A 21,050-nucleotide genomic window follows, 5' to 3' on the forward strand; every position below is an offset into this window, starting at 1 on the left:
TAATGTATTTGCGCTTATTGTCCATCACAGCTTATCGCTTTTACCAAAAAACTTAGGGGTTCCATTTTCTTTCGATCCGCCTTGCCGCGTACGGATCCCCATGCCCGATTCCGGCCTTCATCCGGCCTCCGGATTCAGCGGCCTCTTTAGCCCTCTTCCACCCTGATCACCATGGTCTTGGCGGTCAAGACGTCCAACTTATCGATCAGTGCCATGGCCTTCCGCACACTGCTCTCCCTGGCCTCATGGGTCAGCATGACCACCGGCACCGAGCCGTTCGCCTTCCTGCCCTTCTGGATCACTGAGTAAAGGCTGATGTCATGATCTCCCAGGATGCCCGAGATCTTTGATAATACGCCGGGCTGGTCCATGGCGGAAAAGCGAAAATAGTATGGACACCGGATTTCCTCCACGGGGCGAATGATGAGGTCAGACCCCCGCGGGCAGGCATGTCCGAGGGGAGGGATCAGGTTGTTGCTTCCTCCCTTTATCTCCCTGGCGAGGGAGATGATGTCGGAGACCACGGCGCTGCCCGTTGGCTTCCTGCCCGCACCGAGACCATAGTAAAGGTTAGGCCCCACGAAATCCCCTTCCATGTAAATGGCATTGAAGACCCCGTTTACGTTGGCCATGATGTGATCCCGGGGGATCATGGTAGGATGAACCCTGGCCTCGACGCTCCCGTCAAAGTTTCTGGCGATTGCGAGCAGCTTCAGGCAGTAACCGAATTCTCCCGCGAAGCGGATATCCTCGGGAGTAAGCCTGTCGATCCCTTCCCGGTAGATACTGCTGAAGGGGACAGGAACTCCGAAGGCGAGGGAGATCAGAATTGCTAGTTTGTGTCCGGCATCCGTGCCGTCCACGTCGAGGGTGGGGGGATCCTCCGCGTATCCCAGTTCAACGGCCTCCTGTACGGCCCGGTCATAGGGCAGCCCCTTTTGGGTCATCCGGGTCAGGATGTAATTGGACGTCCCGTTCAGGATCCCCATAATCGTGTTGATCCGGTTGGCGGACAGCCCCTCCCTCAGGGATCGAATGATGGGAATGCCGCCGCCCACGCTGGCCTCAAAGGCCAAGCCTACCCCGTATTCTTCCGAGGCCCTGTAGATCTCCTCGCCGTGTTCCGCCAGGAGGGCTTTGTTGGCGGTCACCACATGCTTTCCCTTGGCCATGGCGGCAAGGATATAGTCCTTGGACCGGGTGAGGCCCCCGATGAGTTCAACGACGATCTGGATCTCGGGATCATTGATGATATCCAGGGCGTCCGTCGTCAGGAGGTCGCGGTCAACAGCCACCCCCCTGTCCGTGTCAATGTCCAGGTCGGCGATCCTCTTCAGCAGGATCTCGGAGCCCACACGGTTTCGAATGACTTCCCGGTTCTTAAGCAGGATCTCCGCGGTCCCCGATCCGACCGTCCCAAAACCGATGATTCCTACGTGAATCTTCGACATTCTCCCTCACCTCTCCCCTCTTGTATCCTTCCCCTGACACGCCGCCCTCTCCACCGACTCCAGCTCTTCATGCTACCTGTTCATGACCTGTCGGATCCCACGGATGGCCTGGTTGATCCGATGGGGGTTTTCCACCAGAGCGAACCTGACGTGATCATCCCCATACTCTCCGAAACCTATTCCAGGGGATACCGCCACCTTGGCCTCCCTGATGAGCATCTTGGCGAACTCAATGGAACCCATCTCCCGGAAAAGATCCGGGATCCTGGCCCACAGGAACATGGTCCCTTTCGGTTTTTCCACCGGCCATCCGATTCGATTGAGGCCCTCTACGAGGACGTCTCGCCTTTGGCGGTAAATCCCAACGATCTCGTCCACGCAATCCCTGGGACCGTTCAACGCGATGATGGCGGCGATCTGGATGGGCTGAAACATACCGTAGTCCAGGTAGCTCTTTATCCGCCTAAGAGCCGCCACCATATCCCTGTTTCCGACACAGAAACCCACCCTCCAGCCGGGCATGGAGTAACTCTTGGAGAGGCTGAACAACTCCACCCCGATCTCCTTTGCTCCCGGGACCTGGAGAAAACTCGGAGGGCTGTATCCATCGAAAACGAGATCTGCATAAGCAAAATCGTGGATGACCATCATGCGATGCTCCCGGCAGAACTCCACGATCTTTTCGAAGAATTCCCTGTCCACCACGGCCGTTGTGGGGTTGTGGGGATAGGAGAGAATCAGCATCTTAGGATTGGGCCAGGTCTGCTTGGTGGCCGTTAGCAGGTCATCAAAAAAATCCCTCTCCGGTCCAATGGGGATGCTCCTCAGGTCTCCCCCCGCAATGATTACGGAGTAAGGGTGGATGGGGTAGGTCGGATTGGGCGCAAAAACCACGTCCCCCGGACTGGTTGTTGCAAGCACCAAGTGGGAGAGCCCTTCCTTGGCCCCTATGGTGGCGATGGCCTCCTCCTCGGGATCCACCTCTACATCGAAACGCCTCTTGTACCAGGCTGCGATCGCCTCCCTGAGTTTCCTGATCCCGGCCGAGGCAGAGTACCTGTGGTTGCGTTCCTTCCGGGCGGCTTCCACCAGCTTGTCCACGATATGTTTTGGCGTGGGAATATCCGGGTTTCCCATGCCCATGTCGATGATATCCTCCCCCTTTCGTCTCAGTTCCATTTTGAGGGTATCCACCACCTGGAAGACATAGGGGGGCAAACGAACCATTCTGCTGAATTCACGCATGAACGAATTCTCCTTCCGAAATGTCAATGTGACAGAGTGGGCACTTTACACGAACAGGGGTTCCTCGTCAATGATGAGGTTCGGGAAGTGGGAGAAGTACTTTGTCCCGAATGCTTCCGCAGGATCAGTTCCCCTCAAGCCTTCATCGTCCAGCGTCCCCGGGTGATGTCTTCACGGCACATCCATGGGATACCGGAACAGGGAATCCAAAGCGGCCTTTAAAGCCGCATGTTCCGGAAGCGAAAGATCCGGATCCCTGTCCAGCACCCGCCTGGCGGCCTCCCTTGCCCGAAAAAGCAAGTCCTGCTCCCTTAAGACTTCTTCCAGGTCCAGTTCCCCGATCCCCGCCTGTTGAAGGCCGGTTAAATTCCCGGGTCCCCGTAGTTCCATGTCTTTGCGGGCGATGTAAAATCCGTCACTGCTCTGCTCGATGATCTTCAACCGCGACAAGACACGCTCGGGCAGGTTCCGTGACACCACTAGAAAACAGGTTCCCTCTTCCTTGCCCCTTCCCACTCTTCCCCGGAGCTGGTGAAGCTGGGCCAGGCCGAAACGCTCCGGGTGTTCGATCACCATAACCGTGGCATTGGGGACGTGGATGCCCACCTCGAGTACAGTGGTTCCCACGAGCAGATCGATGCGACCCTTCCGGAAATCCTCCATGACGGACTCCCGTTCCCCTTGAGCCATCCTCCCGTGGATCAAACCGACCCGGAAAGGGGGATGGAGGAGACGAAGCAACCTTTCCGCCATATCCTGGGCGCCCTTCAACCCATTACCCTCAGGGCCCTCAATGGCGGGGCAGACCACGAAACATTGCCGGCCCTTTTTAAGGGCCTCCCTGACTGCATCGAAAACGATCCTCTTCTCGTTTTCCGTGACGATCCGGGTCTTCACAGGACGGTACCCCGGGGGACGGGCATCGATGATAGAGATGTCCATATCCCCATAAAGGGTCATAGCCAGGGTCCGTGGAATAGGAGTTGCGGACATTACCAGCTGGTGAGGACTTTTCCCCTTGCGAAGGAGGGCGGCCCGTTCCCTGACCCCGAAACGGTGCTGCTCGTCGATGATGACCAGTCCCAGGTCGGGAAATTCCAGGGATTCCCGCAGGAGGGCGTGGGTCCCGATCACCAGATCCACAGTGCCTCCCGCCGTGGTCCCGGGGAACCTCCCCCGTCCCCCACCGCCGTTCTCTCCGGTTACGAGCAATGGACGCAGCCTCATTTCACGGGCAATCCCTGAGAAGAACTCCATGTGCTGTTCCGCCAGGATTCTGGTAGGAACCATAAGAGCGGCCTGTTTGCCGTTCAATGCTGCAATGTGGACCGCCGCGGCCGCTACCGCGGTCTTGCCGCAACCAACATCACCGAGAAGCAATCGGTTCATGGGAACGAGCCGTGCAAGGTCTGCCGAGATATCCCTGATGGACCTTTGCTGGGCCGGGGTCAGGGTGAAGGGAAAGATATCACGAAGGCGATCCATCAGGCCTGGCGGAACGGAGAGGGTCGGAGCGCACTTCTTCTCTCGGTCCCTTTTCAGAAACTGGAGTGCCGCTGCCACCAGGAAGAAGCGGTCGAAGAGAAGACGCCGGTGGAAGGGGGTTTGGAAACGGTTTAGGGTCTCGAAGGGCCAATCGGATGAAGGCCTGTGAACGAATTTCAAGGCCTCGGCCAGACCGGGAAGGTTCAGGTCCAGGAGGACCTCCCCGGGGACGGGATCGACCAGTTCCTCTGCATAGTCCTCAAGGGTCCTTTCCATGATCGTTCCAAGGAGACGGTTCGAGACACCCTTGACAGAGGAATAGACAGGTACGTATCCCTTCAGGGGCCCGCTGGAAGGCCTCCGGGTTCCCCCCAGCAGGGTCACGTCGGGGTGGATCATCTGGTACCGTCCCCCCTTACCCCGCTTTATTCGTCCGTATACCAGTAGCCGGGTTCCCGGGGTCGAAAGAGACGCGAGAAAACCTTTCCGGTAGTGAAACCAGAGGAGATCCAGGGTCTCGTCCCCTTCCCTGATCCGGATCCTGAAAAGCCTCTTTCGGCCTCGATCGTACCTTTCCTCCTTTCCGAAGAGAACCTGCCCTGAAACCTGGAGCGGCACACCTTCCCCGGCATGGGCCCAGGACGAGACCCCTCGTCGGTCTTCATAACGTAGCGGGAGAAAGAGGAGGAGGTCGATTATGCTGTGAAGGCCTTTGCGGGCGAGGGATTCGGCCCTCTTCGCGCCTATGCCCTTAAGGGAAGAGAGGGGGTAAAAGAGCCGTTGAAACGACTTCAAAGACGGCGCCGCTTTCAGGGTTCGGCCCGTTCGAGGAGGTGACACCGTTACTCCTTCCAGCCGTGGACACCGATGAGATCTACGAACCGGCAACCCCCCAGGTTCTCCCGTTCGAACCTGTTCTTGGTCCTGACCACCTTGATCAGATCCTGACCGAACTTGTTCCCGATCGGGATAACCAGTCGCCCGCCCTCAGCCAGTTGTTCGAGAAGAGGATCAGGGATCTTGGGAGCCCCGGCTGTGACGATGATGGCGTCATAGGGAGAAAACTCCTTCCATCCCAGGGTGCCGTCGCAGGCCCTGTAAAGAATGTTGGTGTATCCCAAGCGGTCCAGAATTTCCTTTGCCCTTTCAAGGAGAGGGCGAATCCGCTCGATGGTGTATACGGTCCGGGAGAGCTCGGCCAGCACGGCCGTCTGGTAACCGCTCCCCGTGCCCAGTTCCAGGGTCCGCTCCTTTCCGGTCAGATCCAAGGCCTGTGTCATAAGGGCGACGATATAGGGCTGGGAGATGGTCTGCTTGTGTCCGATGGGAAGGGGATGGTCATTGTATGCCTCTCCGACCAAGGCCTCTTCCACGAAGAGATGGCGATGGATCTTCCCCATGGCCCTCAGGACGTTCTCATCCGTGATTCCCCGGGGAATCAGCTGGTTCTTCACCATCCTTTCTCTGGCGACGCGGTAATCGTGGTTCATGATCCTGCTTCCTCAAGGGCCACGGTGGAATCCGAAGGCCCTATGGATTGGCCGAGAGGAAATCGGCGATGAAGGTATCTATTCCCTTGGAAAGGTGCTGCCGGAGGAATTCCGGGGCGGCACGGACCAGGATGGCCCTGGATTCCCAGGTGGGAGCCCAGAACACGACTCTCGGCCTACGTGCCAAATGACTTTGTTGTTGCAACCGGATCGAGAGAAGTACCACGGCGAGATCTTCGCTCGGCCCTTCCGAAAAGGCCAGCCCCACGACCAGCCAGCCGAAAGGATAATTCCCGGACCGGCTGTAGCGGTCAAATTGCCCCTTTGGAAAAATCCTTATCCCCGCCCGGGCCAATTGTTTCTCGATGCTCATCTTGAGGGATTCCGCCGTGATCCCCTCCATCGAACCGCTCAGTACAACATCCACGTAGACGCCCTTGAGCCCTTCCAGGCTCCTGGCGACCATCTCCTTTGCGCTGGCGGGAGCCGGGAGAAATACGACAAAAACAAGCACCGCCGCGATCAGCGCCGTTCCTTTTCTGAACATCTCCATCCTCCTTCCAGTTCCTTCAAAGGAGCTACCGTCCCCGGTATGCACCTTCCCCAAGGCACACCAACACTCCTTATCTTTGCGGAACAGGAAAATTGTCCATTCTTTTCAAAAGCCTGTCAATGAGGTTATCAAAAGATCCGTTGGACATTACCAGGACGACGTCCCCCCTCTTGATTCCGCCCAGAAGGGCCCTGAGAAGACTTTCGGTATCCGGATGGTAGGTGGCCTGAACTCCCCTTTGAAGCAAGTCGGCGACCAGCTTTTTTGAAGAAAAACGCTCCTGTAGCGGGACCTTTTCCATCATTGGGGGCTCGGGGATCAGGACCCGATCGGCCGCGTTGAAAGATTCGGCGTACCTGGCCTGGAATACCCTCCTTCGGCTCGAATTGGACCGGGGTTCAAAGACCGCCACGATTCGGCGGCCCCTGTATTTTTCTCTCACCGCCCGGAGGGTCTCCCGGACCGCCGTGGGATGGTGGGCGAAATCGTCCAGGACCAGCACCCCTCCCTTTTCCCCGCGGATCTCCTGCCGTCTCTTTACCCCGAGAAAAGAGAGTGCAGCCTCTGCCGTTACGGCAGGGGCCTCCCCAAGGAACGCTGAAAGGGCCACAGTGGAAAGCAGGTTGTGGATGTTGTGATCCCCGTAGACCGGGGTCTTGATTCTGAGATACTCATCCCCATCCATGAGGATCCTGAACCGGGTCCCGTTTTCCCGGACCTCCACATCCACGGCCCTCCAGTCCACATCCGAACCAAACCCGTAAGTGATGACCCGGCAGGGGGCTTTTTCCACCTCGGCCCGTACAAGGGGATCGTCCCCGTTGGCCACGATAACCCCGGAAGAGGGAAGGATACGGATCAGTTTTCGAAAACTCTCCAGGACATGCTCCAGATCCCGGTAGATATCCGCATGGTCGAACTCGATGCTTGTAAGCACCGACGCCCAGGGTGCATAGTGGAGGAACTTGGGTCCCTTGTCAAAAAAAGCGGTGTCATACTCATCTCCCTCCACCACGAAGTAAGGACCTTTGCCGAGCTTAAAACCGGTGGAAAAATTGAGGGGAATTCCCCCTATCATGAATCCGGGATCCATCCCGCTTCTCTCCAGGAGCCAAGCTATCATGGAACTGGTCGTGGTCTTGCCATGGGTGCCGCACACAACGATAGGTCTCTTCTCCTCGATGGCAAAGATCTTCAAGGCCTGGGGAAAAGAGAGATAGGGAATACCCAGCCTGGCGAGTTCCAGGGCCTCAGGGTTGAGCCTGGTAATGACGTTGCCTACGATGACTAGGTCCGGTCGGGGATGGAGGTTGCGGGGGGCATAACCTTCCCGGATGGGAATACCCAGTTTTCGGAGAAAATCGCTCATGGGCGGGTATACATTCTGATCAGAACCCTTGACCTCGTAGCCTTTCTCTTTCAAGATTCCGGCAAGGGAAGCCATTCCCGTGCCGCAGATACCCATGAGGTGGATGGATCGAAGGTTTCCAGGGATCCGATTGAGCCCGGGGGAAAGCTTTGCATAGGGTGCAGGGCATGAACCCTCCATATTCATCAGGGACTCCATAAAAATTATTTGCAAAAATGATTCAATATGGTTAGACTATATATTTTGCGTAGTCGATATCCAGATCCTTTTCCTTTCCTACCGGGCGGAGCCTCCGCGGGGTGGCCTGCCGGAGGGCAGTACTGGAATACCAAATTAGATCCGGGGAAAGGTTGATCCTGCTTTTTCAAAAGGAGATGATCCATGTCAAAGGTATGTGAAATCTGCGGGAAAAGACCCCAAGTTGGATATAATGTCAGCCATGCCCACAACAAAACGAAAAAACGATGGTATCCGAATCTCCAGAAGGTGAGGGTCCAAAAGAATGGAAGAACCGTCAGGATGAAGGTCTGCACCAGTTGCATCAAATCCGGGTTCATCACCAAGGCCTAAACCTTTAGCAGGATGTTGAAAAACGTAGCGAGCGCAGTAGTTTTTCAACTGAAAAACGTCTCACAACCTCTCAACCAGCAGGACGTTCTTCACCCTCTTGAGGGCATTGATGATTTCCTGCAAGTGCCGGTAATCCGTGATCTCTACCGTAAAGACCGAGATCCCCTTGTGGTCCACCGTGGTCTTAACATCCGCCTGAAGGATATTGCCGTCCTTTTGGGCGATTGCGGCGCTGACCTCGGCCAGGACCCCTTTGCCCTCCAGGGTGGTCACCTTCAACTTGACCGCATGTACTTCCTCCGCCGAGCTCTCCCACACGACGTCCACCAGGCGCTCCGGGTTAGCCTCCTTGATGTGGCGGCAATCGTGCTTGTGGATTGTCACTCCCCTTCCGCGGGTGATAAAACCGATGACCGGCTCACCAGGAAGAGGATTGCAACAGTTGGCGAAACGGACCATCATGTGGTCCACACCCTTTACCTTGATGCGCCGGGTGCTCTTCTTCCGCTTGATCCGCGAAACCATCTTGCTGACGATCCCATGGACCTTCTCCTCTTCTATCCCCAGCTTGGGTTTGAGCCGGCCGATGACCTGGCGGACTGAAACCTTTCCGTAACCGATGTTGGCCAGCAGATCCTGGACCGTGTGAAAGGAGAATTCCCTGGCCAGGGCCGCCAGGGGTTCGCTTTTTTGAAGGTTGGGCAGGTTGATATGGTTCTGCTCCAGGGCCTTTTCCAGGATTTCTCTCCCCAGAGTGATGCTCTGGTCCGTTTCCTGTCCCCTGATCCAGTGCCTGATCTTCGTCTTGGCACGGGAGGTCTTCACAAAATCCAGCCAGTCCTTGCTTGGATGGGCCTTCGCGGAGGTGATGATCTCCACCATATCACCATTCTTGAGCTGGTATCGCAAAGGGACCATCCGTCCGTTCACCCGGGCACCGGCGCACTTGTCCCCCACCTCGGAGTGGATGCTGTAAGCAAAATCCACGGGCGTGGCCCCCCGGGGGAAGGCCTTCACTTCTCCCCGGGGCGTGAAAACATAGACCTCGTCGGGAAAGAGGTCCATGCGTACGGATTCCATGAACTCCCTCGGGTCCTTGAGGCTCTTCTGCCACTCCAGGAGCTGCCGCAACCAAGCGAACTGCCTCTCATCCTCCCTGCTCGAAGAAAGGCCCTCTTTGTATTTCCAGTGGGCGGCGATTCCCTCCTCAGCCACCCTGTCCATCTCCCAGGTGCGGATCTGGATCTCCATCCGCTGACCCAGAGGTCCAATCACCGTGGTATGGAGAGACTGGTACATGTTGGCCTTGGGCATCGAGATATAATCCTTGAAACGCCCGGCCACCGGCTTCCACATGGAATGAATAAGACCCAGGATCTCATAACATTCCCTCAGGGAATTCACGATCACCCGGAAGGCTACAACGTCGTGGACCTGATTGACGTTCAGGTTCTGGTCCCGCATCTTTCTGTAGATGCTGTAAAAATGCTTGTGTCTTCCTTTGATGGTGGCCTTGATATTGGCCTCTTCAAGCTTCCTGGAGAGAAGGGCCTTGACCTCCTCAATGAACTTTTCCCGGGCCCCCCGCCGCATGGCCAGTTCCGTCTTGATCATCTCGTAAATGGCGGGCTCCAGGTAAAAAAGACAGAGATCTTCGAGGCTGGATTTCAACCAATAGATCCCCATCCGTCCCGCGAGGGGGGCATAGATATCCAGGGTCTCCCGTGCGATCAACACCTGTTTTTCGGGCGGCTGGAATCCGAGGGTCTGCATGTTATGGAGCCTGTCGGCGAGTTTTACGATAATGACCCGGATATCGGTGGCCATAGCGAGGATCATCTTGCGCATGTTTTCGGCCTGCCGTTCCTCCCGGGTCGTGAACTGCATTTGGCCGATCTTGGTGACCCCGTCTACGATCTTGGCCGTTTCGGTGCCGAACAGGCGCTCGATCTCGGAGAGTTCGGCGTCCGTATCTTCGATGGTGTCATGGAGGAGGCCGGCCGCCACGCTGGTCACATCCATCTTCATCTGGGTCAGGATATAGGCGACCTCAAGGGGATGGGAAAGGTAGGGTTCCCCGGAAAGGCGGATCTGTCCCTGGTGGACCTTGGCTGAGTAAACATAGGCCTTCTCCACCAGGCTGATTTCAGCGTTCGGGTTGTAAGACAGGAGCTGCCCGGTGATATCATTTAACCGAATCATAGAGCTGCTTGATCTGATCCCTTATCAGGGCGGAGGCATTTTCGAGGGGGATCAACCGGCTCTCCGACTCCCGCCGGAGCTTCAGTTCCACCTGGCCGTTCTTGAGGTTCCGCATACCAATGGTCACGCGGATGGGGGTCCCCAGGAGATCGGCATCCTTGAACTTGATCCCTCCCCGAACATCCCGGTCATCCAGGAGTACATCCACCTCCCTGTCCACGAGGTCCTTGTAAAGTTCCTCCGCGGCTCCGGCCACCTCCGGCTCGTGCATCTGGAGGGGCAGGATCACCACCTCGAAGGGCGCGATGGGGATGGGGAAAATGATCCCGTTTTCGTCGTGATTCTGCTCAATGGCGGCTGCCACGGTGCGGCCTACGCCGATACCATAGCAACCCATGATAATGTAACGCTCCTGCCCGTTCTCGTCCAGGTAAACGGCCCGCATGGCCCGGCTGTACTTGGTTCCCAGTTTGAAGACGTGTCCGACTTCGATCCCCCTCTTAAAACGGATCTCCCCCCCGCACTTGGGGCACGGATCCCCGGGAGAGATGACCCGTAGATCCCCGAACCGGTCCACCTTGAAGTCCCTTTCCAGATTAACGTTCCGGAGATGGAGGTCCTCCCGGTTGCCCCCCGTCACAAAATTCCGCATGCTCCGGAGGGCCTGATCCGCAACTATCTTGATCTCCAGTCCCACGGGCCCCGCAAAGCCCATAGGGGCGCCGGTCACTTCCTCCACGGTCCGGGGATCCGCCAGCTCCACCTCATCCGCCCCGAGAAAGTTCTTCAATTTGATCTCGTTCAGTTCGTGGTCCCCCCGGACCAGGGCGGCCACGGGCTCCCCGTCAGCGAGAAACAAAAGGGTCTTGACGAGCTGTCGAGGGGCCACGGAGAGAAAGGCGGTGACTTCTTCCACTGTCCTCTGATTCGGGGTCTCCACTTCCTCCAAGGCCTTCAGCTTCTCCTCGGTCGCTGGGTCCGAAGATTTTTCCGGAGCCACTTCCGCCTTTTCCAGGTTCGCAGCGTAGTTGCATTCCGTGCAGCTCACGATCTGGTCCTCTCCGGTGTCGGCCAGCACCATGAACTCGTGGGAAAAGCTACCCCCGATAGCTCCGGAGTCGGCCTCCACGGCCCTGAACTTCAGACCGCACCGCCGGAAGATGCGCTCGTAGGCCTCGTACATGAGCCGGTAACTGTGGTCAGCTCCCGCCTCGTCCGCATCGAAACTGTAAGCATCCTTCATGATGAATTCACGGCATCGCATGATACCGAACCTGGGCCGGATTTCATCGCGGAACTTGGTCTGGATCTGGTAAAGATTGATGGGCATCTGCTTGTAAGACTGGATTTCACGCCGCACGAGATCCGTGATGACCTCTTCATGGGTCGGACCCAGGCAGGCGTCCCGGTTGTGACGATCCTTGAACCGAAGCAGTTCACGGCCGTAAAAGTCCCACCTGCCGCTCTCCATCCACAATTCAGCCGGTTGAACGGACGGCATAAGGAGTTCGATGGCGCCGGCCCGGTTCATCTCTTCCCGTATAATATTTTCCACCTTCCGGATCGCCCGCAGACCCGCGGGAAGGTAAGTATAGATGCCGGAGGTGAGTTTTCTGATCAACCCCGCACGAAGCATCAATTGGTGGCTGACGACTTCGGCCTCCGCGGGAACTTCCTTATAGGTCGGAATAAAGTACTGGGAGTATCGCATAGGGTAATTCAAACCTTTCCATTCGTTTTTCTGATGCCTTTTTCACATATCGGCGGCAGAACCCCTGAACCGGTCCGGAGTCGGCCTCATAGTCTTTGAAACTCCACAACCCTGCTCAATCCTGCGCCAAGCCCTGCTCGACAAATTTCAAGACCTCCCCGACCAGCACCGAGGCAAGATCCTCCTCCGGGACCTTTCTCACCAACCGGCCCTTCTTGAACAGGATCCCCTGTCCCCTTCCGCCCGCGATCCCGACGTCCGCCTCCCTGGCCTCTCCCGGACCGTTCACGATACAGCCCATGATAGCGACCTTGGGAGAGGCCTGGATTCCCGAAAGGGCCTTTTCCACCTTTTGGACCAGCCCGAAGAGATCTATTTCACATCGGCCGCAGGTGGGGCAACTCACGATCTCAGGGCCCCGGTGCCGCAAATCCAAGGCCCTCAGGATCTCATAGGCCACCCTCACCTCTTCTGCAGGGGGTCGTGAAAGGGAAACCCGCAAAGTATCCCCGATGCCTTCAAGCAGGAGAACCCCTATTCCGATAGCACTCTTTACCGTACCGGAAATCAAGGTTCCGGCCTCCGTGACTCCCAAGTGAAGGGGATAGTCCGTACGCCGGCTCAGAAGTTCGTAAGCCGCAATCGTATCCAGCACGTTGGAGGACTTCAGGGAGATCTTTATCTCTCGATAGCCCATGTCTTCGAACATCTGGATGTGGGAAAGGGCGCTCTCCACCATCGCCTCCGGAGTGGGTCGTCCGTATTTCTCCAGGATCTCCCGTTGAAGAGATCCCGAATTCACCCCGATCCGGATGGGGACCCTTCTCCTCTCCGCCGCCCGGATGATTTTTTCCAGCGGCCCTATCCCCCCGATATTGCCTGGATTGATTCTCAACCCGTCCGCCCCTGCCTCCAGTGCACGGAGGGCCAGACGATGATCGAAGTGGATATCGGCGATCAAGGGAGGAGAGGCCTTCTCCTTGATCCTGCCGAAGGCCTCGGCAGCCTCCAGGTCCGGCACGGCCAGTCGGACGATCTCACACCCCGCCTCTGCGAGTTCCTCTATTTGCTCAAGCGTGGCGGAAACGTTCCTCGTATCCGTGTTGGTCATGGATTGGACCGCGATGGGCGCGCCCCCGCCGATCGGAACCCTTCCGACACGGATCTGCCGTGTTTCTCTTCTTGTTTCTCTCCCCTTCACCGGCCTTCCTCCTCCCGGCACTAAAAAAATCTCCCAGACCTCCCCACGCGAGACCTTTGAAAAACGTCCCCTTTTGCCCAATCTCTACGTCAGGCTCAAATTTTAATCCTCAAAATACCTCAATGTATGGATGCTTGTCCCGCTTGGTATCCTAAGCGGGGCGGTTAAAATTTTCGCCTTCCTTGACCTTGAACAAAATTGAACGTTTTTCAAAGGTCTCACGCTCCGGAATCTTCTCCTCTTCACGCGACAACCGGGCCCCCCGGGCCCTCCCCACAAGGTGAAAAGGCCCCGGCTCTTCCTGGACCGTCCTGCGCCGAAATTTCGCCCTGATCAGGGGGGTACTTCCAGGGAAGATTCCAAAAAAGGGGGCCGGAAAAGACAGCCATGAAAAGGCGGCCCTCCGGCATACGCCGAATCCGTTTGCGGCTGGGAGGGGGTTCCTGTCCCGGCTATGGGCCTGGCTTCGGAGAAGCGGAATCCCATGGTCAATACAGGAACATGGGTTTCCCGCCCACGTGCCATACCTTGGGCCTGTATTCATCTAGGTCATAGAGTTCTTTCACATCCACCCGCTTCTGCCCCATGGTCACGGTGCTCAGGGGAATATCCGTATAAGCACCCCTGCTCAAGGCAATGAGGCGTCCGAAGGTTTTTCTAAGGAAAAGGTCGATCGCCATATTGGCATAGTTGACCGCCACCATAAGATCCAGGGAATCGGGTGTTCCGCTTCTCATCAAGTAGGAGAGCCGCTGGTTCAGGACGTTCTCTCCCGTGAGTTCCTTCAGGAGTTGTCCGGTTTCCTCCCCTATACCGCCCAGTTTACGGTGGCCGTAAGCATCGCAATCCCCGGAGAGCTTCATTTCTCCCTGGATCATCCGCGCCCCTTCCGAGATGGTGATCATGGCATAATTCTTTGGATTGGCCCGCTTGTCCACCATGATCAATTCCGCCAAGCGGTTCGGATCAAAGGGGACCTCGGAAATGATGGCCCTGTCAACACCGGCCAGATAGGCGGAGATCAAGGAGGTCTCACCACAATACCTTCCGAAAAGCTCAATGACCGCTATGCGTTCGTGGGATCCTGTGGCGGTCCGGAGGGCATGGATGAATCCGACGCTACGGGTCACCGCCGTCGAGAAACCTATGCAGTAATCGGTCCCGAAGACGTCATTGTCCATGGTCTTGGGGATGGCTATGACAGGGAAGCCCTCCCGGTGAAGACGCTCCGCGAAACTCAAGGTATCATCCCCACCGATAGGGATGATGCAATCGACACCCAGCTTTTCAAGGTTTTTCAGAACTACGTCTGTCAGGTCCAGAACCTGGTCCGCGTCCTTGAATCTTTCCTGTAGAAATGGAGGGACATCCTTTTTCCGGGCGGCACTCGGATTAGTTCTGGACGTATGAAGATAGGTCCCCCCGGATCGGTCGATCGTTCGAACTTCCGGCGGGTTGAGTTCCTGGAGGTACTTGAATCCCACCCGGGGATCTTCAGGATCGTATCCCAGGATTCCGGCCCATCCCCGTCGGATCCCCAAGATCCGGATCCCTTCTTGATGGGACCTGTATACTAGAGTCTTGATGCAGGGGTTTAGACCCGGCACATCTCCGCCGCCGGTCAGCACCGCGATGATGGGCTTTTTGGGGGTTGTCTTGGCCATCAGTGACCCTCCTCTTTCGGGCTGCGAAAAGCCGCCGGCATGGCGAGAGTTATTCTAAATCATGTCGCGAGGGAAGGAAAGCGATAATTTCCCCCTCCTCCGGCGGGGAAACGAATGTATACTATTCCAGGTCTTTACAAAAGGGAAAACTTGGACTAATCTCGATCGACACCATAAAAGCGAAGAAGGAGAATGGAAGATGACCCTTGCAAAAAAGATCAGCGCCTCCTTGGAGAAGTCCTCCTGGATCAGAAAGATGTTCGAAGAAGGTTTGAAGCGAAAGGCCAAGTACGGGGCTGAAAACGTCTTTGACTTCAGCCTGGGAAACCCTGACCTGGAGCCTCCTGAAAAATTCAAGGAGGTGCTTAAGACCCTCATCGAAGATTCCCGACCCGGGCTCCACGGGTACATGCCCAATGCAGGTTTTCCCGAAACCCGTGAGGCCGTGGCTAGGTATCTCCGAACTTACAACGAGCAGGACTTCACTGCGGACGACATCGTCATGACCTGCGGGGCCGGAGGAGGATTGAACGTGGTGTTCAAGACCATCCTGGATCCGGGTGACGAAATAATCATCTCCGCCCCTTACTTCGTGGAATACAACTTTTACGCGGATACCCACAATGGGGTTGTGAAACTGGTGAAAAGCAATCCGGATTTCTCCCTGAATCTTGGGGCCATAGAGGAGGCTGTAACCGAAAAGACCAAGGTCATCTTGATCAACTCTCCCCATAATCCCACCGGGAGGATCTACCCCAAGGAGGACATTGAGGCCCTGGCTCGACTTCTCGCGAACAAGAGCTCCGAACTGGGACATGTCATCTACCTGCTCTCCGACGAACCTTACCGCAAGATCGTTTACGACGGCGTGGAGGTGCCGAGCATTTTCGATGCTTACGATGATAGTTTCGTCGTCACCTCCTTCTCAAAGGATCTTTCCCTGCCCGGTGAAAGAGTAGGATATATCGCAGTGAACCCCCGCATGAAAGAAAAAGATCAGATCATGGCCGGGCTGATCCTCTGCAACCGCATCCTCGGCTTCGTCAATGCGCCGGCATTCATGCAAAGGGCCGTCACCTTTCTGATGGAGGAGAGCGTGGACATCTCCATCTACCAGAGACGGCGGGACATGCTTTACGACAACCTCACCTCATTTGGGTACGAGATTCCCAAACCCGAAGGGGCCTTCTACCTCTTCCCCAAATCCCCCATTGAAGACGACGTCTCCTTTGTGGCCGCCCTCGCGGAGGAAAACATTCTGGTAGTCCCCGGAAGCGGGTTCATGGGGCCGGGCCACTTCAGGATCTGCTACTGCGTGTCGGACAAGACCATTGAGAATTCCCTTCCGGGATTTGAAAGGGTGATCAAGAAATATATCTAGTTTCCAAAATACCTATGCGGATGGGCATCCCCTAAGAGTTGGGTCCCGGGTTATCGGTTCCCGGCTTTTCATCCAAGCCGCCGGGTGCCCGGGTGAAATGTTGCAAAGCCCCCTCCACACCGTGGTTCTCCTTCGGAAAATGTGAAATGCCGCGGAGTGGATACCCTTTGGAAAAGAGGGGCCGTTTTTCTTACGGGGAGGAAGGATTCTCTTCTCTTTCAAGTGACCGGGGGCAAAGCATTTCCCTTCTCAAGGAGAAAGAAAGGCCATGTATTCCAAGGTTCTGTCCTTGCGATTTCCGGCTGGGGTCGTGAACGAACCCATTGTTTGCAACCTGGCCAAGCAATTCGATCTCACCTTCAACATTCTCAAGGCCACCATCTACCCCCGCCGGGAAGGCCTGGTGGTGATGGAATTGAGGGGACACCGGAAGAACTTCCAGAAGGGGATCCGGTACCTCAAGAGTCTGGGAATGAAGGTGGAGAGCGTCGATCAGGACATCAAGAGGGACGAGGAGAAGTGTTACCACTGCGGAGCATGCACTGCCGTGTGTCCCACCGGCGCCTTACACGTAAAACGGCCTGAAATGGAAGTTGTATTCGAAACGGACCGATGCAGCGCTTGCGAGCTGTGCGTACCGGCCTGCCCGGCCAGGGCCATGGAGGTGAAATTCGACCGAAGCCTGATCGAATAAAAATTCCCCCCTTATCCCTCCATTGACTTGTTCCGGCGGCGCTGCGGGCCGCCGGAATGCCGAGATGAGCTGTTTTCCCATCTCGGCAATATCCCAGAGCCCGGTCGGTCTTTATTCAACCGGTTTTCCCCCGAAATCCAATGGAAAAGAAACCCAGCACAGTCATCATGGCCCTTAGCGGCGGGGTGGACAGCTCCCTTGGAGCTGCGCTCCTGAAGCAAGCGGGATGGAAAGTCACCGGCGTGCACTTTCTGCTTCCAACCACTTCCACCCTTGCAGAAAAAAAGGTGCATCGGGCCGCGAGAGTCGCACGGCGGATCGGCATCCCTTTCGAAACCATTGACCTGAGGGACGACTTTACCCGCAAGATCATCCGCCCTTTCCAGGAGGCTTACCTCAAGGGGGAGACACCTAACCCCTGCGCCCTCTGTAACTCTCTCATCAAATTCGAAACCCTCCTGGGATTCGCCCGGGAAAAAGGAATCGATTGCGTCGCAACCGGGCACTATGCCCGGGTACGACGGAATGCGGAGGGTCTTTACGAACTCCGAAGGGGGATCGAGCCCGGGAAAGAGCAGTCCTATTTCCTGCACCGCCTCAACCAGAAATTCCTTTCCAGGATCCTCTTTCCCCTCGGGAACCTCACCAAGCGGGACGCACGGGAAATGGCACGGCGCTTTGAGCTGCCAACCGCTTCGGAACCCGAAAGCCAGGAAATCTGCTTCATCCCTGGAAACGACTATCGGGCCTTCCTGGAGCGAAACGTGGGAAAACATATTGTCAGTAAAGGAGATATCGTCAACCTGGAAGGAGAAAAAGTAGGGGAACACCTGGGGACATATCGTTATACCATCGGCCAGAGGCACGGGCTGGGAATCGCCTCTTCCCGGCCTTATTACGTCAGGGAGATCCGGGCAGTTGAAAACCTCCTGGTGGTGGGAAGGAAGGAAGATCTCCTCACAGACCGTCTCGAAGCGGAGGACTTCAACTGGGTGGAGGGAAAACCCGATGAAGGAGAACTGGATCTTACGGCCCAGATTAGATACAGGCACCGGGCGGCACCCGGGAGGTTGAGAATCCTGGGAAAGGGCCGTGTCGTCTTCAAATTCAGGGAGCCCCAGTGGGCCGTTACGCCCGGCCAGGCCCTTGTCTGCTACGATGGGGACAGGGTGGTCGGGGGTGGATGGATCCGGACCGGAACCTTCAGCCCCCCAGATAGGCCTTCTTGACCTCGGGATTCTCCAGGAGTTCATGGGAAGGGCCCTGGAGCGCCAAATGGCCGTTTTCCAGCACGTAGGCCCTTTTTGCGAATTGAAGGGCCAGCCGGGCGTTCTGCTCCACCAGTAGAATGGCGGTTCCTTCCTCGTTGATCTCCTTGAGAGAATCGAACACCGTCAGCATCAGCAGGGGGGCCAGACCCATGGAGGGTTCGTCCAGGAGCATGATCCGCCTGCCGCTCACGAAGGCCCTTCCAACGGCCAGCATTTGCTGTTCTCCCCCACTCAGGGTGCCCGCCTTCTGGCCCTTCCGTTCCTCCAGGCGCGGGAAGATCCTGAAGACCCGCTGAATGTCCGATTCGACTCCCTCCCGGTCTTTCCTGGCAAAGGCGGCCAGCTTCAAGTTTTCCAGCACGGTGAGGTTTCCGAATAGGCGCCGTCCCTCCGGCACATGGGAAATGCCGAGTCGGCTCACCACCTTGTCAGCCGGGTACTTGAGCATGTCCTTCCCCTCGAAGGTCATCCGCGTTCCGGCCTCTACCGGCACGACCCTGGATATGGCTCGAAGCGTGGTGCTCTTCCCCGCGCCGTTGGCCCCGATGATGCATACGGTCTCCTTCTCCTCAATATTGAAATCGATCCCGTGCAGAGCAACGATCTTGCCGTAGGATACGCGAAGGTTTTCTACAGAAAGCAACATTTTATTCCAACCTCTCCTTGCCAAGGTAGGCGTCGATGACCTTGGGGTTGTTTTGGATTTCTTCCGGGGTACCCTCTGCTATGACTTCACCGAAGACCAAGGTCTGGATGCGCTCGCAGAGTTCCATCACGACCTTCAGGCGGTGTTCGATGAGAAAAATGGCCAGGCCCAGCTCCTCGTGGACCTGGCGGATGATGCCCATCATGTCCACCAGCTCCTCGGGAGTCATCCCCACGGTGGGTTCATCCAGAAACAGGATCTTGGGTTCCATGGCCAAGGCCCGCGCCATCTCGACCCGCCTCTGGGCCCCATAGGGCAGATTGAGCACGACCTGGCTTGCGAATTGCTCGATCTTCATCATCTTCATGAGCCGGAAAGCGATCTCCTCGCTCTCCTTTTCTTCCCTGTTTCGCTTGGCCGTTCCGAAGAAGGCCCCGGCCAGTCCATAGGTAAGCTTGGAGTAACGCGCCATCTTGATGTGCTCAAGAACGGTCATGTGCCTCCAAAGCCGCATTTCCTGGAAGGTCCTGCCCAGACCCCTCGAGGCGATCTCGTGGGGGAAGTGCCCGACGATATTCTCTCCATCCAGGTACACATCCCCTTGGCTCGGCCGGTAGACACCGGTAATGAGGTTGAAGATGGTGGTCTTTCCCGCGCCGTTCGGCCCGATCAGGCCCCGGATCTGGCCCGGCTCTATCTCCAGGTTGTAATCGTGGACCGCCCGCAGCCCGCCGAAGTAATGGGTCATATGGTCTACCCGAAGCAACGCCATGCCCGCACCTCTTTTCACATTCTTCTTTTCGGTTTCAAGATCTCCCGGACATCGAATTCCCGGAAAGCGATCAGCCCGGTCGGCCTGAAGATCATCACCAGGATGAGCAGCAACGGAATGATGATCCACTTGTAGATCCCAAGAGGTCGGAGGGCCTCGCCCAAGATACTCATCCCTACGGCCCCCACTATGGAACCCACCACCGAGTTCAATCCCCCGAGATAGACCATGGCCAGCACGTCGGCGAGTTTCTGGATCCCGAAATCCCCCGGATTGGCATATCGGATCACGTGGGCGTAAAGTCCCCCCGCCACGCCCGCCCAGAATGCCGCGAACATGAAGGTGACGACCTTGGTGCGCCTGGTATTGACCGTCATGGCATCGGCCGCCGATTCGTCATCTCGTACCGCGTTGGCGGCCTTCCCGAGGGTGCTCCTGACGAAGTTGTTAATGATCCAGACGCAGAGAACGGTCCAGATAAACACGGTCAGGAGGCTGGACCATCCCGGCTGGCTGCTCAAGCCCCTGGGGCCTCCGACGATTTCCAGGTTTTCGATCAGGCTCTTGACTATAAACATGAAGGCCAGGGAGATGATGGCCAGGTAGTCCCCCCGGGTCCGAAAGGATGGAACGGCGATGACGAGGGCCCCGACGGAGGCCAACAGGCCTCCCAGGACCAGGGCGACCGGGTACAGATAGGGCCCGATGGCGGGCGGAAGGAGGGGGGCGCCGAAAAGCTTGTCCTTCACGAAGAAAAGGACCGTGATCACCGACGCTCCGTAAGCCCCCAGGGCCAGGAATCCCGGGTGGGAACAAGAAAACTCTCCCATATAACCGTTCACCACGTTGAGGCTCAGGGTGATCATCACGGCGATCAGGCTGAGCTTTAGGGTGAGAAGCCTATAGGCGCTCACATCGGACCATATGTAAAAAACCGCGTAGAGCAACGCGAGATGAAGGACCGCCGAGACGCCATAGGGATATTGGATGAGTTTGCCAGCGATTCGGTTGGTCAAAGGGGAGAGGTACTTCGCAACCACTGAAATGGGAATTACGTAAATCAGCCCGACGAACATAAGGCATTTCGGGAGCAGCAAGGGTTTTTTCAGGATGAGGGTTACCCCGAAGAGCGCCGGGACCTTTTCCAGCCCCAGAACCTCCGATAGGGCGTCTCCCAGGTAGTACTCCAGCACCACCGCCACCAGGGCCCCGAAGATCCAGCCCAGGACCGGAATCCCGGAAAACCACCTTCGAATTCTTCCCCTGCCCGTCGATTGGTCCGGAGAGATGGGGGAATATGTTTTTTCCATGTCGTTTCCTCTTCTCCTCATTCCGTTTGAAAAAT

At 56.8% G+C, this 21,050-nt stretch carries 17 protein-coding genes; 4 read left to right on the forward strand and 13 right to left on the reverse strand.

Annotated elements, in window-relative coordinates; genetic code table 11:
• Window positions 1-146 precede the first annotated feature (146 nt).
• The 6 genes from JRF57_07025 to mpl all read right to left on the reverse strand — a co-directional run bounded on the left by JRF57_07025 (window position 147) and on the right by mpl (window position 7,773).
• Window positions 147-1,451 (reverse strand): homoserine dehydrogenase, encoded by a 1,305-nt coding sequence (locus JRF57_07025; protein ID MBW2303452.1) that lies wholly within the window; start codon window positions 1,449-1,451, stop codon window positions 147-149.
• Window positions 1,452-1,523: 72 nt separating this feature from the next.
• Window positions 1,524-2,696: an aminotransferase class I/II-fold pyridoxal phosphate-dependent enzyme gene (locus JRF57_07030; GenBank protein MBW2303453.1), complete on the reverse strand. Its 1,173-nt coding sequence runs from the start codon at window positions 2,694-2,696 to the stop codon at window positions 1,524-1,526.
• Window positions 2,697-2,867: 171 nt separating this feature from the next.
• The gene (recG, locus tag JRF57_07035; GenBank protein MBW2303454.1) at window positions 2,868-5,021 is read right to left on the reverse strand and encodes an ATP-dependent DNA helicase RecG; all 2,154 of its coding nucleotides are present in this window, start codon (window positions 5,019-5,021) and stop codon (window positions 2,868-2,870) included.
• 2 nt (window positions 5,022-5,023) lie between these two features.
• Window positions 5,024-5,671 carry a protein-L-isoaspartate(D-aspartate) O-methyltransferase gene (locus JRF57_07040; GenBank protein ID MBW2303455.1) on the reverse strand — a complete coding sequence of 216 codons (648 nt, stop codon included), beginning with the start codon at window positions 5,669-5,671 and terminating at the stop codon, window positions 5,024-5,026.
• Between the two features lie 40 nt (window positions 5,672-5,711).
• Window positions 5,712-6,218 (reverse strand): hypothetical protein, encoded by a 507-nt coding sequence (locus JRF57_07045; GenBank protein ID MBW2303456.1) that lies wholly within the window; start codon window positions 6,216-6,218, stop codon window positions 5,712-5,714.
• Window positions 6,219-6,294: 76 nt separating this feature from the next.
• Entirely contained in the window at window positions 6,295-7,773 is a 1,479-nt protein-coding gene (gene mpl, locus JRF57_07050; GenBank protein MBW2303457.1) for a UDP-N-acetylmuramate:L-alanyl-gamma-D-glutamyl-meso-diaminopimelate ligase, read from the reverse strand.
• Window positions 7,774-7,974: 201 nt separating this feature from the next.
• Between mpl and JRF57_07055 the strand changes: the two genes are divergently transcribed.
• A complete protein-coding gene (locus JRF57_07055; GenBank protein ID MBW2303458.1) occupies window positions 7,975-8,163 on the forward strand; it encodes a 50S ribosomal protein L28 in 189 nt (62 codons plus the stop codon).
• Between the two features lie 60 nt (window positions 8,164-8,223).
• Here JRF57_07055 and JRF57_07060 read toward each other — a convergent pair whose 3' ends face one another.
• The 4 genes from JRF57_07060 to JRF57_07075 all read right to left on the reverse strand — a co-directional run bounded on the left by JRF57_07060 (window position 8,224) and on the right by JRF57_07075 (window position 14,941).
• Complete coding sequence (locus JRF57_07060) at window positions 8,224-10,365, reverse strand: bifunctional (p)ppGpp synthetase/guanosine-3',5'-bis(diphosphate) 3'-pyrophosphohydrolase (protein ID MBW2303459.1); 2,142 nt, start codon at window positions 10,363-10,365, stop codon at window positions 8,224-8,226.
• A complete protein-coding gene (locus tag JRF57_07065) occupies window positions 10,349-12,076 on the reverse strand; it encodes a proline--tRNA ligase (protein MBW2303460.1) in 1,728 nt (575 codons plus the stop codon). The genes JRF57_07060 and JRF57_07065 overlap by 17 nt, the downstream gene beginning before the upstream one ends.
• 115 nt (window positions 12,077-12,191) lie before the next feature.
• The gene (gene ispG / locus JRF57_07070) at window positions 12,192-13,277 is read right to left on the reverse strand and encodes a flavodoxin-dependent (E)-4-hydroxy-3-methylbut-2-enyl-diphosphate synthase (GenBank protein MBW2303461.1); all 1,086 of its coding nucleotides are present in this window, start codon (window positions 13,275-13,277) and stop codon (window positions 12,192-12,194) included.
• 488 nt (window positions 13,278-13,765) lie between these two features.
• Complete coding sequence (locus JRF57_07075; protein ID MBW2303462.1) at window positions 13,766-14,941, reverse strand: 6-phosphofructokinase; 1,176 nt, start codon at window positions 14,939-14,941, stop codon at window positions 13,766-13,768.
• Between the two features lie 199 nt (window positions 14,942-15,140).
• On the opposite strand from JRF57_07075, the gene JRF57_07080 reads away from it, so the two are divergent.
• The 3 genes from JRF57_07080 (at window position 15,141) to mnmA (ending at window position 18,245) form a co-directional block, all read left to right on the forward strand.
• The gene (locus JRF57_07080) at window positions 15,141-16,322 is read left to right on the forward strand and encodes a pyridoxal phosphate-dependent aminotransferase (GenBank protein ID MBW2303463.1); all 1,182 of its coding nucleotides are present in this window, start codon (window positions 15,141-15,143) and stop codon (window positions 16,320-16,322) included.
• 268 nt (window positions 16,323-16,590) lie between these two features.
• Window positions 16,591-17,016: a 4Fe-4S binding protein gene (locus JRF57_07085; protein MBW2303464.1), complete on the forward strand. Its 426-nt coding sequence runs from the start codon at window positions 16,591-16,593 to the stop codon at window positions 17,014-17,016.
• 140 nt (window positions 17,017-17,156) lie between these two features.
• Window positions 17,157-18,245 carry a tRNA 2-thiouridine(34) synthase MnmA gene (gene mnmA / locus JRF57_07090; GenBank protein MBW2303465.1) on the forward strand — a complete coding sequence of 363 codons (1,089 nt, stop codon included), beginning with the start codon at window positions 17,157-17,159 and terminating at the stop codon, window positions 18,243-18,245.
• On the opposite strand, the gene JRF57_07095 is transcribed toward mnmA, so the two are convergent.
• Genes JRF57_07095 through JRF57_07105 form a run of 3 tightly spaced genes read right to left on the reverse strand, consistent with a single transcriptional unit; the run spans window position 18,220 to window position 21,015 of the window.
• Window positions 18,220-18,933: an ABC transporter ATP-binding protein gene (locus JRF57_07095; protein MBW2303466.1), complete on the reverse strand. Its 714-nt coding sequence runs from the start codon at window positions 18,931-18,933 to the stop codon at window positions 18,220-18,222. The genes mnmA and JRF57_07095 overlap by 26 nt on opposite strands.
• Window position 18,934: 1 nt before the next feature.
• Complete coding sequence (locus JRF57_07100; GenBank protein ID MBW2303467.1) at window positions 18,935-19,705, reverse strand: ABC transporter ATP-binding protein; 771 nt, start codon at window positions 19,703-19,705, stop codon at window positions 18,935-18,937.
• Between the two features lie 14 nt (window positions 19,706-19,719).
• A complete protein-coding gene (locus JRF57_07105) occupies window positions 19,720-21,015 on the reverse strand; it encodes a branched-chain amino acid ABC transporter permease (GenBank protein ID MBW2303468.1) in 1,296 nt (431 codons plus the stop codon).
• Between the last annotated feature and the right edge of the window lie 35 nt (window positions 21,016-21,050).

Source organism: Deltaproteobacteria bacterium, from assembly GCA_019310525.1.
Classification (GTDB): domain Bacteria; phylum Desulfobacterota; class DSM-4660; order Desulfatiglandales; family HGW-15; genus JAFDEE01.

Excerpts from the sequence above, each read along its gene's own strand:
- JRF57_07025 (MBW2303452.1), bottom strand. The coding sequence starts at position 1,451 with ATGTCGAAGATTCACGTAGGAATCATCGGTTTTGGGACGGTCGGATCG.
- JRF57_07030 (MBW2303453.1), bottom strand. The coding sequence starts at position 2,696 with ATGCGTGAATTCAGCAGAATGGTTCGTTTGCCCCCCTATGTCTTCCAG.
- JRF57_07040 (MBW2303455.1), bottom strand. The coding sequence starts at position 5,671 with ATGAACCACGATTACCGCGTCGCCAGAGAAAGGATGGTGAAGAACCAG.
- JRF57_07045 (MBW2303456.1), bottom strand. The coding sequence starts at position 6,218 with ATGTTCAGAAAAGGAACGGCGCTGATCGCGGCGGTGCTTGTTTTTGTC.
- mpl (MBW2303457.1), bottom strand. The coding sequence starts at position 7,773 with ATGGAGGGTTCATGCCCTGCACCCTATGCAAAGCTTTCCCCCGGGCTC.
- JRF57_07055 (MBW2303458.1), top strand. The coding sequence starts at position 7,975 with ATGTCAAAGGTATGTGAAATCTGCGGGAAAAGACCCCAAGTTGGATAT.
- JRF57_07060 (MBW2303459.1), bottom strand. The coding sequence starts at position 10,365 with ATGATTCGGTTAAATGATATCACCGGGCAGCTCCTGTCTTACAACCCG.
- JRF57_07065 (MBW2303460.1), bottom strand. The coding sequence starts at position 12,076 with ATGCGATACTCCCAGTACTTTATTCCGACCTATAAGGAAGTTCCCGCG.
- JRF57_07075 (MBW2303462.1), bottom strand. The coding sequence starts at position 14,941 with ATGGCCAAGACAACCCCCAAAAAGCCCATCATCGCGGTGCTGACCGGC.
- JRF57_07080 (MBW2303463.1), top strand. The coding sequence starts at position 15,141 with ATGACCCTTGCAAAAAAGATCAGCGCCTCCTTGGAGAAGTCCTCCTGG.
- JRF57_07085 (MBW2303464.1), top strand. The coding sequence starts at position 16,591 with ATGTATTCCAAGGTTCTGTCCTTGCGATTTCCGGCTGGGGTCGTGAAC.
- mnmA (MBW2303465.1), top strand. The coding sequence starts at position 17,157 with ATGGAAAAGAAACCCAGCACAGTCATCATGGCCCTTAGCGGCGGGGTG.
- JRF57_07095 (MBW2303466.1), bottom strand. The coding sequence starts at position 18,933 with ATGTTGCTTTCTGTAGAAAACCTTCGCGTATCCTACGGCAAGATCGTT.
- JRF57_07100 (MBW2303467.1), bottom strand. The coding sequence starts at position 19,705 with ATGGCGTTGCTTCGGGTAGACCATATGACCCATTACTTCGGCGGGCTG.
- JRF57_07105 (MBW2303468.1), bottom strand. The coding sequence starts at position 21,015 with ATGGAAAAAACATATTCCCCCATCTCTCCGGACCAATCGACGGGCAGG.